We start from the raw sequence: 9,929 nt of genomic DNA on the forward strand, positions 1-9,929 counted from the left end.
TCTTGTTCCAGACCGATCTTCCTGCTCCGAGCCGATCACCGTCGGCCCGGTCGTGGTCTCCTGTTCCGGAAGGCGAGCGGTGTCGGTACCCGAGAGGCCGCTGGTGCACCCAAGGTGCCGCCGGGCCGGGTGAGCCCGGCGGCACGGTTCTCAGCGGTCGCCGGGCGGCGACTCCAGCGACTCCAGCCAGCCCTCGATGGCACGGGCCATCGAGGGAGACCTGTCCTCCAGCATGGTGTAGTGGTCACCCTCGACCTCACGGAGGACGTGGTCGGTGTGCCAGGAGGCGCGCCAGTCGTCGGTGACGGGTATCTCACCGTCGAAGCCGGTCAGCGGGGTGTCCGGGTGCAGGAACAGGATGGGCGCGCGCACCTCGCCCACCGTGCTCTCACGGAACAGGCGGTAGTAGCGGCCCATCGCCGCCAGCCGTGCGCTGGTGAACGGGCCGAACGACGCCTCCCTGTCGAACATGCCCCGCACCAGTTGCATGCCTATGTCGTCGATGACCTTGTCATCGGGCATGAAGGTGTCCAGCAGGATCAGTCCTCGCGGGTTGATCCCGATGCTCTCCAGGTAGCCGACGGCGGCGTGCGCGAAGATACCGCCCGCGCAGTAGCCGAGGACCACGAACGGCTCGTCCCCCGCGGCCCGGCGTACGGACTCCGCCCACACCCGCACCGCGGCGTCGACCGTGCCGGGGAGCCTCTCCTCCTTGGCGAAACCGGGCACCGTGAGCGCGAAGAGGTCCCGTACACCGCGGAAGTTCGCCGCGAGCCGGGCGAACTGGGTCGCCCCGCCCAGCGCCATGGGGGTGCTGAAGCAGAAGAGCGCGGATGTGCCGGGACCGGAGGCGAGCTTGACCGGCGGCGGGATCTCGTCGAGCTCCCCGACCGAGGAGAAGGAGGGACGCAGGTCGGCCATCGCCCGCAGGAGCCCCATGGCCTCGTGCATCTTCCCCGCGCGGGCGGCCTCGTGGAACAACGCGCTGGGGGTCTCCGAGGGATCCGCCCCGCCCGGCGCGTTCTCCCCGGCACCGTCCAGGCGGGCCGCCAGCTCGCCCAGGAGATGTTTTGCCAGGTCGGAGGGGTTGGGATAGTCGAAGACCACCGTCGCGGGCATCCGCAGCCCGGTCGCCTTGACAAGGCCGTTGCGCAGTTCCATGGAGGTCAGGGAGTCGAAGCCCGCCTCCAGGAAGTTCTGGTGCGCGTCGACCGCCTCGGGGCCGGGGTGGCCGAGCACCCTGGCGGCGTGCACCCGTACCGCCTCGCGGAGCACGTCCAGTCTCTCCTCCTCGGGCAGCCCGGAGAGCCTCGCCGTCAACGGCGCTCCGTCCGCCTCCTCCTCACCGTCGCCGTCGTCGAGGATCGCGGTGACCTCGGGAAGGGCGCGCAGCAGCGGGCGGGACCTGGAGAGGGTGTACGCGGGGGCGAACCGGCTCCAGTCGATGTCGGCCACCACCAGGTGGGACTCGTCGTGGTCAAGGGCCTGGCCGAGCGCGGCCGTGGCCGCGGAGGGCTCCATGGCACGCACGCCGAGGCGGCGCAGCCGGGAGCCGACCTCGTCGTCCACCATTCCGCCGCCGCCCCAGGCACCCCAGGCGACGCAGGTGGCCGCCGTTCCACGGGCGCGGCGCCGAGCGGCCAGCGCGTCCAGGAACGCGTTCGCCGCGGCGTACGCCGCCTGTCCCCCCTGCCCCCACACGGCCGCCCCCGAGGAGAACAGCGCGAACAGGTCCAGCGGCCGGTCGCCCAGCAGCTCGTCCAGGTGACGCGCGCCCGCCACCTTGGCCAGCCCGACCTCGGCGAACTCCTCGACCGTGGTGCCGGGCAGCGGCGCGCCGTCCCTGACGACGCCGGCCGCGTGGACCACCGCGCGGAGCGGGTACTCGGCGGGCAGTGAGTCCAGCAGGCGGCGGAGATCCTCGCGGTCGGCGACGTCGCACGCGGCGATCGTGACCGTGACGCCCAGGGCCGCGAGCTCGGCCTCCAGCTCGACGGCGCCCTCGGCCGCGCGGCCGCGCCGGCTGGTCAGGAGCAGGTGCTCGACGCCCCGGCCCGCCAGCCAGCGGGCCACGTGCGCGCCGACCCCGCCGGTTCCACCGGTGACGAGCGCGGTACCGCTCAGTCGCCGGGCACCGCCGGAGCCGGAGGCGCTTTCGACCGCGCCGAGCGGTGCTCGCACCATCCGGCGGGCGAGGATCCCGTTCTGCCTTACCGCCAGCTGTTCCTCTCCGCCCGGCCCTGCCAGCACGCCGCAGAGGCGGTCGACGGCCCGCTCGTCCGGAGAGGGGGGCAGATCGACGAGGCCGCCCCAGGTGTCCGGGTGGTCCAGGGCGAGGACGGTGCCGATCCCCCAGACCTGCGCCTGGAACGGGGCGGCGCCCCCGCTTCGTCCTGGCTCCGCCCGAGAGGTCTCCGCGGCCCCCGATGGGCCGGTGTCCACCGCGCCGGAGGTCACGGCCCACAACGGCGCCGTGACGCCCGCGTCGTTCAGGGCCTGGACGAGGGTGACGGTCGCCGCCGTGCCGCGTGAGAGTCCCGGGTGCACCGGGTGGAGGTGTTCGTCCAGCGCCAGCAGGGAGAGCACACCGGTTACGGACTCGTCGGCGAGCCGGTCGCGCAGCGCCGAGGTGAGCGCGGCGCGGTCCTGCCCGCCCACCTCGAAGGGAATCACCCGGGCGCCGTTCCTGGCGACCCCCGCGACGACCGCGTCCACCGCGGGGGTGCCGTCCGCGGGCAGGGCGACCAGCCACGAGCCGGTGAGCGGGCCACCCGCCGGCTCGCCGACCGGCCGCCAGGCCACCCGGTAACGCCAGGAGTCGATCGTGGCCCGCTCCCGCGTGCGCCGACGCCAGGAGGACAGCGCGGGCAGCATCTCCTTCAGGACATCGGGAGCGAGGTGCAGGTCGTCGGCGAGGCTCAGCGCGTTCCCGTGCTCGACCGCCTCCCAGAAGGCGGTGTCCACCGGGTCGGCGGCCGGGGCCCGCACGGCCGGTGAGGACTCCAGCCAGTAACGTCGCCGCTGGAAGGCGTAGGTCGGCAGGTCCACCGGGCGGGCCCCGGGATACAGGCCGGACCAGTCGACGGTGACGCCCCGGACGTGCAGCTCGGCGGCGGAGGCGAGGAGCCGGGGCAGCCCGCCCTCGTCGCGGCGCAGGGTGCCGGTGACGACGGCGTCGTGGCCGAGCGCGTCGAAGGTCTCCTGCAGGCCCATGGTGAGCACCGGGTGCGGGCTGGTCTCGACGAACACGCCGTACCCCTGCGCGGCGAGCGCGCGGACGGCGCCGTCGAAGCCGACCGTGCGGCGCAGGTTGGTGTACCAGTACTCGGCGTCGAGGCCGGTGGTGTCGATCCAGTCGCCGGTCACCGTGGAGATCATCGGCACCTCGCCCGAGCGGGGCTCGATCGGCCCGAGGTCACCGAGCAGGCGCTCGCGCAACTCCTCGACCTGCGCGGAGTGTGAGGCGTAGTCGACGGGAACCCTCCTGGCCCGCACGCCCTCCCCGGTCAGCTCGTCGATCAGCTCGTCGAGGGCGTCCGGGACGCCGGAGACCACGACCGAGCGGGCCCCGTTCACCGCCGCGACGGAGATCCGGTCCCGCCAGGGCTCCAGCCGCGCGGTCAGCTCATCGACGGGCAACCCGACGGAGACCATGCCCCCGCGCCCGGCGAGCACGTCGCCGATGGCTCGGCTGCGCAGGGCGGCGACGCGGGCGCCGTCGCCGAGGGAGAGCGCCCCGGCGACCGTGGCGGCGGCGATCTCACCCTGGGAGTGGCCGATCACGGCGTCGGGGCGGATTCCGTAGCCGCTCCAGAGCCGGGCGAGCGACACCATGACCGCCCACAGCACCGGCTGGACCACGTCCACCCTGTCCAGCGGGGGTGCCCCCGCCTCCCCACGCAGCACACCGGACAGCGACCAGTCCACGAACGGCGCCAGTGCCCGCTCGCAGTCGGCGATGTGCGCGGCGAAGAGGGGGGAGGCGGCGAGCAGTTCCGTGGCCATCCCGGCCCACTGCGAGCCCTGACCGGGGAAGACGAACACCGTCTTGCCCGGCGTCCCGGCCGCCACCCCGGTGACCGCGCCGGTGACCGGGCCTGTGACGGTGTCGCCCGAGACCAGCCCGCGCACTCCTGCCAGCAACTCCTCGCGGTCGCGTCCCACGACCACGACCCGGTGCGGGAAGGCGGTGCGCGCGGCCAGGGCGAGGCCGATGTCGGCGACCGGCCGTCCGGGGTGGTCCTCGGCGTAGACGAGAAGCCGGTCGAGCTGTGCTCGCAGGACGGGCGCGCTCTTCGCCGAGACCGCCCACGCCGCCGCGCCGCCCGGCAGCGCGAGCATCGGCACGGTCTCCCCTGCCTCCCCTGCCTCCCCTGCCTCTCCCGGCTCCCCGGACGGGCCTTCGGCGGCCGGGGCCTGCTCGACGATCACATGGGCGTTGGTGCCGCTGACACCGAAGGAGGAGACGCCCGCACGGCGGGGCCGGTCGACGTCGTCCGGCCACTCGACGGGTTCGGTCAGCAGCCGGACGTTTCCCGCCGTCCAGTCCACGTGGGAGGAAGGCTCGGACACGTGCAGGGTGGCGGGCAGGACACCGGCACGCAACGCCATCAGCATCTTGATCACGCCCGCGACCCCGGCGGCGGCCTGGGTGTGGCCGATGTTCGACTTGATCGAGCCCAGCCAGAGCGGCCGGTCCTGCGGACGGTCTCCGCCGTACGCGGCGAGCAGGGCCTGCGCCTCGATCGGGTCGCCGAGGGTGGTCCCGGTGCCGTGCGCCTCGACGGCGTCCACGTCGAACGCGGCCAGACCGGCGTTGGCCAGCGCGCGGCGGATGACCCGTTGCTGGGACACCCCGTTCGGTGCGGACAGGCCGTTGCTCGCACCGTCCTGGTTGACCGCGGAGCCGCGGATGACCCCGAGGATCGGGTGACCGTTGCGGCGCGCGTCGGACAGCCGTTCCAGCAGCAGCATGCCCGCGCCCTCACCCCACCCCGTACCGTCGGCGTCGTCGGAGAACGCCTTGCAGCGGCCGTCTCGCGCGAGACCCCGCTGGCGGCTGAACTCCACGAAGGCCTCGGGCGTGGCCATCACGGTCACCCCTCCGGCCAGGGCGAGCGTGCTCTCCCCGCGCCGCAGCGACTCGCACGCCCAGTGCAGCGCCACCAGGGACGACGAGCACGCGGTGTCGACGGTGACCGCCGGGCCCTTGAGCCCGAACACGTAGGCGACCCGCCCGGAGATCACGGCGGTGGAGTTGCCGGTCAGCAGGTGGCCCTCCACGCCCTCCGGCAGCGCGTCCAGGCCGGTGCCGTAACCGCTGGAGAAGGCGCCGACGAAGACACCGGTCTGGCTGCCCTTCAGCGAGGTCAGGTCGACGCCGGCCCGCTCGAAGGCCTCCCACGACACCTCGAGAAGCAGCCGTTGCTGCGGGTCGGCGGCGAGCGCCTCACGCGGCGAGATACCGAAGGAGCCCGCGTCGAAGTCTCCGGCGTCGTAGAGGAAACCGCCCTCGCGGGTGTAGCTGGTTCCCGGCCGGGTGAGCTCCGGGTCGTACAGGGTCTCCAGATCCCAGCCCCGGTCGCCGGGGAACTCCGAGACGCCGTCGCGGCCCTCCGCGACGAGCCGCCACAGGTCCTCGGGGCTGCGCACCCCCCCGGGGAATCGGCATCCCGCCGCGATGACCGCGATCGGCTCGCGGTCCTTGGCCTCCACCTCGCGCAGCCGCTGCTGGGCCTGCTGGAGGTCCGCGGTCACCCGCCGGAGATAGCCGAGGAGCTTCTGCTCGTCCGCCATGTCACGTCACCTTCCCCACACGTCGAGCCGGGCGCCCACCGCTGGGGCGTTCGGTACGGAGAGACCGTTCATCACGGCAGGAAAATTCGGGAACACGGGGCTCAGAGCCCCTTGTCGATCAGTGCGAACAGCTCGTCGGCGCTCGCCGACTCCACGCCCTCGCCGACGGCCGTGCCGTTCGCGTACGGCTCGGGCCTGTCTCCGCGCCACTGGGCCAGCAGACCTCCCAGACGTGTGGCGATCGTGAACCGCGTCTCCTCGTCGGGTGTGATCTCGGTGAGCACCCGGCCCAGCCGGTCGAGCTCCCGCAGGACCTGCGCCTCGGTCGGTGCCTCGTCCGGCACCAGTTCCGCGCGCAGGTAGTCGGCGAGGGCGGTCGGGTTCGCGTAGTCGAACACCAGCGTGGCGGGCAACCGCCTGCCGGTCGCGGTGTTCAGCCGGTTGCGCAACTCGACCGAGGTGAGCGAGTCGAAGCCCATCTCGTCGAAGGCCCGGTCGGCCTCCACCTGGTCGGTGGAGGTGTGGCCGAGCACGGCGGCGACCTCGGCCCGCACCAGGTCGAGCAGCATCCGGTGACGGTCGGCCGGAGGGAGCGCGGCCAGGCCGGCGAGCAGGTCCGCACCGGTCTGTCCACCCCCGGCGGCCGTCGCGGTACGGCGGGCCGGCGCGCGCACCACACCCCGCAGCAGTGGCGGCAGCCGGTCGCCCTTGGCCGCCAGCGCCTTGGCGTCGAGGCGGATCGGCACCAGCGCCGACTCCGGCCTGCCCGCCGCGGCGTCGAGCAGTGCCAGGCCCTCCTCCGGTGTCAGCGGCACGACACCGTCGCGGGCCATCCGGCCGATGTCGGCGTCGGTGAGGGTGCCGAGCATGCCGCCGACCTCGGCCCAGGGGCCCCAGGCGAGCGAGAGCGCGGGCAGTCCCTGCGCGCGCCGCAGCCCGGCCAGCGCGTCCAGGAACGCGTTGGCCGCCGCGTAGTTACCCTGCCCGGTGCTGCCGAACGTGCCGGCCACCGACGAGAACAGTACGAACAATGACAGGTCGAGGTCGCGGGTCAGCTCGTGCAGGTTCAGCGCGGCGTCCGCCTTGGGGCGCAGCACCCTGTCCACCCGGTCGGGGGTGAGTGAGGCGATCGTCCCGTCGTCCAGTACGCCCGCGGCGTGCACCACCGCGGTGAGCGGATGCTCGGCGGGCACCCCGGCCAGCAGCTTCGCCAGGGCGGTCCGGTCGGCCGCGTCGCAGGCGACGATCTCGACGTTCGCCCCCAGGGCCGTCAGTTCGGCACGCAGCCGCTCCGCCCCCTGGGCGGCGGGACCGCCACGACTGGTCAGCAGGAGGTTGCGGACACCGTGGGCGGTCACCAGGTGGCGGGCGACGAGGCCGCCGAGGCCGCCGGTGCCGCCGGTCACCAGCACGGTGCCGTCCTGGGCGAGCGGCACGGGCAGGGTGAGCGCGACCTTGCCGACGTGTCTGGCCTGCGACAGGAAGCGGAACGCCTCGGGGGCACGGCGGATGTCCCAGGCGGCCACCGGCAGCGGCCGGATCACCCCCCGCTCGAACAGGTCGAGGAGGGCACGCAGCATCTCCCCGATCCGGTCGTACCCGGCCTCGACGAGGTCGAAGTCGCGGTAGCGGACCCCGGGATGTTCGGCGGCCACGGCCTCGATCGCGCGAACGTCGGTCTTGCCCATCTCCACGAAACGGCCGCCGCGCGGCAGCATCCGCAGCGAGGCGGCGACGAAGTCGCCCGCCAGCGAGTTGAGCACCACGTCGACCCCTCCCCCGCCGGTCGAGGCGAGGAAGGAGGATTCGAAGTCCAGGGTGCGCGAGGAGGAGATGTGGGCCTCGTCCAGCCCCATGGAGCGTAGGACGTCCCATTTGCCGGTTCCGGCGGTTCCGTAGACCTCGGCTCCGAAATGCCGGGCGAGTTGCACGGCCGCCATGCCCACTCCGCCCGCGGCGGCGTGGATCAGTATCTTCTCCCCCGCCTTCAGGCCCGCCAGATCCACCAGCGCGTAGTACGCGGTGAGGAAGGCGACCGGCGTCGACGCGGCCTGGGCGAAGGTCCAGCCGCCGGGTACGGCGACCAGCTGGCGGTGGTCGGTGACGGCCAGCGGGCCGAACGCGCCGCCGTCGAACATGCCCATCACCCGGTCGCCCTCGGCGAACGCGGTGACGCCGGGACCGACCTCCACGACGCGGCCCGCTCCTTCGAGGCCCATCGCGCCCGCCTCGCCCGGATACATGCCGAGCGCGTTGAGCACGTCCCGGAAGTTCACCCCGGCGGCGCGGAGCTCGACCCTGACCTGTCCCGGCGCCAACGGGGCGACGGCCGCGGGCGCGTCCAGGAAGGCCAGGTTCTCCAGGGTGCCCTTGTCCAGGCTGTCCATCCGCCAGGAGGCGGCGCCCTCGGGCGGCACGAGCCCGGCGCCGGTCGCCCGGACGAGCCTGGCGGCCAGCACGGCTCCTCCTTCCCGCAGCGCCACCTGCGGCTCGCCGGTCGCGAGCGCGGCGGGAAGCCGTCCCGCCGACGCGGCGTGACCGTCCAGGTCGGCCAGGACGAACCTGTCCGGATTCTCCGCCTGGGCGGAGCGGACCAGGCCCCACACCGCGGCGCCCGCGACGTCACGGGCGGTCTCACCGGATCCGGCGGAGATCGCTCCCCGGGTCACGAAGACCAGCCGGGAGCCATCGAGGCGGTCGTCGGCCGACCAGGCCCGAGCCAGGTCCAGCGCCCGGTGGACGGCCGAGCGGACGGCCCCCGCCACAGCCTCCGTGCCGGTTTCCGTGTCGATCTCGGTGTCGGTGTGGGGTCCGGCGGCGTGAGCATGGGCGTGGTCATGAGCGGTCGTCTCGCCGACGCTCTCCGCGCTCACGAGGACGACGTCGGGAACGGTCGCACCGGAGTCGAGGGCCGCGACCAGCTCCTCGATCCCGGCGTAGGAGGCCGGGGAGATCCCGGCCGCGCGCAGCGCCTCCCCGGCAGCGGGGACGTCGCCGCCGAGCAGCGCCCATTCCCGCGCCGGTACGGTCCCGGCCTCGACCGGGACCCACTCCACCCGATGCAGCGAACGCCCGGGGTCCGTGCGTGCGCCGGCGAGGTCGGCGGAACCGATGGGCCGCAGCACGAGCGAGCCGATCGACACGACAGGACGCCCGGCCTCGTCGGCCGCCTCCAGGCGCAGCGAGTCGCCTCCGGTCGGCACCATCCGCACCCGCAGGCCTGACGCCCCGGCGGCGTGCAGTTCCACCTCCGACCACGTGAACGGCAGCGCGGCGTGCTCCGTCGAGGCGTCACTGAGGGCAAGGGCGTGCAGGGTGGCGTCCAGCAGCGCCGGGTGGACGCCGAAGAGCGCGGCGTCGGCGGCGACGCCCTCGGGCAGCGCGATCTCGGCGAACACCTCGTCGCCACGCGTCCAGGCCGCCCTGAGGCCGCGGAAGGCCGGACCGTAGCGGAGGCCGAGGTCGACGAGCCGGTCATAGAGGCCGTCCGTCTCCACCGGCTCGGCACCGGGCGGCGGCCACTGGCCGAGGTCGAAGTCTCCGGTGGTGCCCGAGGAGGTGAGGAGGCCGGTGGCGTGCCGGGTCCACGCCTCGTCGGCCGCGGTCTCCTCGGCACGTCCGTAGACGCTGATCGCGCGGGCCCCGGAGTCATCGGGCGCGCCGAGCACGACCTGCACCTGGACACCGCTCTGGCCGGTCAGGACCAGCGGGGCCTCCAGGGTGAGCTCCTCGATCCTGTCGCAACCGACCTGGTCTCCGGCGCGGACGGCGAGTTCCACGAGCCCGGTGCCGGGGAACAGCACCGTCTCGCCCACCGCGTGGTCTGCGAGCCACGGGTGTGTACGGGCCGAGAGACGGGCGGTGAGCAGGTGCCCACCGGAGTCGGGCAGCTCGACGGCGGCACCCAGAAGGGGGTGACCTGGCGTGTCGAGGCCGACGGACTCAGGGTCGCCGGAACTGGGGACGTGCAGCCAGTAGTCGCGGTGCTGGAAGGCGTAGGTGGGCAGTTCGACCCGGCGTGGTCTCTCCACTCCGGCCGCGGTGGCGGCGTCGGTGAAGAACGCCTCCCAGTCAACGGCCACCCCCCGCGCATGCAAGGTGCCCAACGCCGTGACCAACTCCGAAGCCTCACC

At 73.9% G+C, this 9,929-nt stretch carries 2 protein-coding genes; both read right to left on the reverse strand.

The window, feature by feature from the left end; all coding sequences use genetic code 11:
- Nucleotides 1–150: 150 nt before the first annotated feature.
- The gene (locus ABZ664_RS31910) at nucleotides 151–5,796 is read right to left on the reverse strand and encodes a type I polyketide synthase (RefSeq protein WP_362518033.1); all 5,646 of its coding nucleotides are present in this window, start codon (nucleotides 5,794–5,796) and stop codon (nucleotides 151–153) included.
- A gap of 101 nt (nucleotides 5,797–5,897) precedes the next feature.
- Nucleotides 5,898–9,878: an SDR family NAD(P)-dependent oxidoreductase gene (locus ABZ664_RS31915; RefSeq protein WP_362518036.1), complete on the reverse strand. Its 3,981-nt coding sequence runs from the start codon at nucleotides 9,876–9,878 to the stop codon at nucleotides 5,898–5,900.
- Nucleotides 9,879–9,929 lie beyond the last annotated feature (51 nt).

Source organism: Streptosporangium sp. NPDC006930, from assembly GCF_040635605.1.
GTDB lineage: Bacteria > Actinomycetota > Actinomycetes > Streptosporangiales > Streptosporangiaceae > Streptosporangium.

Bases quoted from the DNA above. Each gene is read 5' to 3' on its own strand.
- ABZ664_RS31910 (WP_362518033.1), bottom strand. From the start codon at position 5,796: ATGGCGGACGAGCAGAAGCTCCTCGGCTATCTCCGGCGGGTGACCGCG.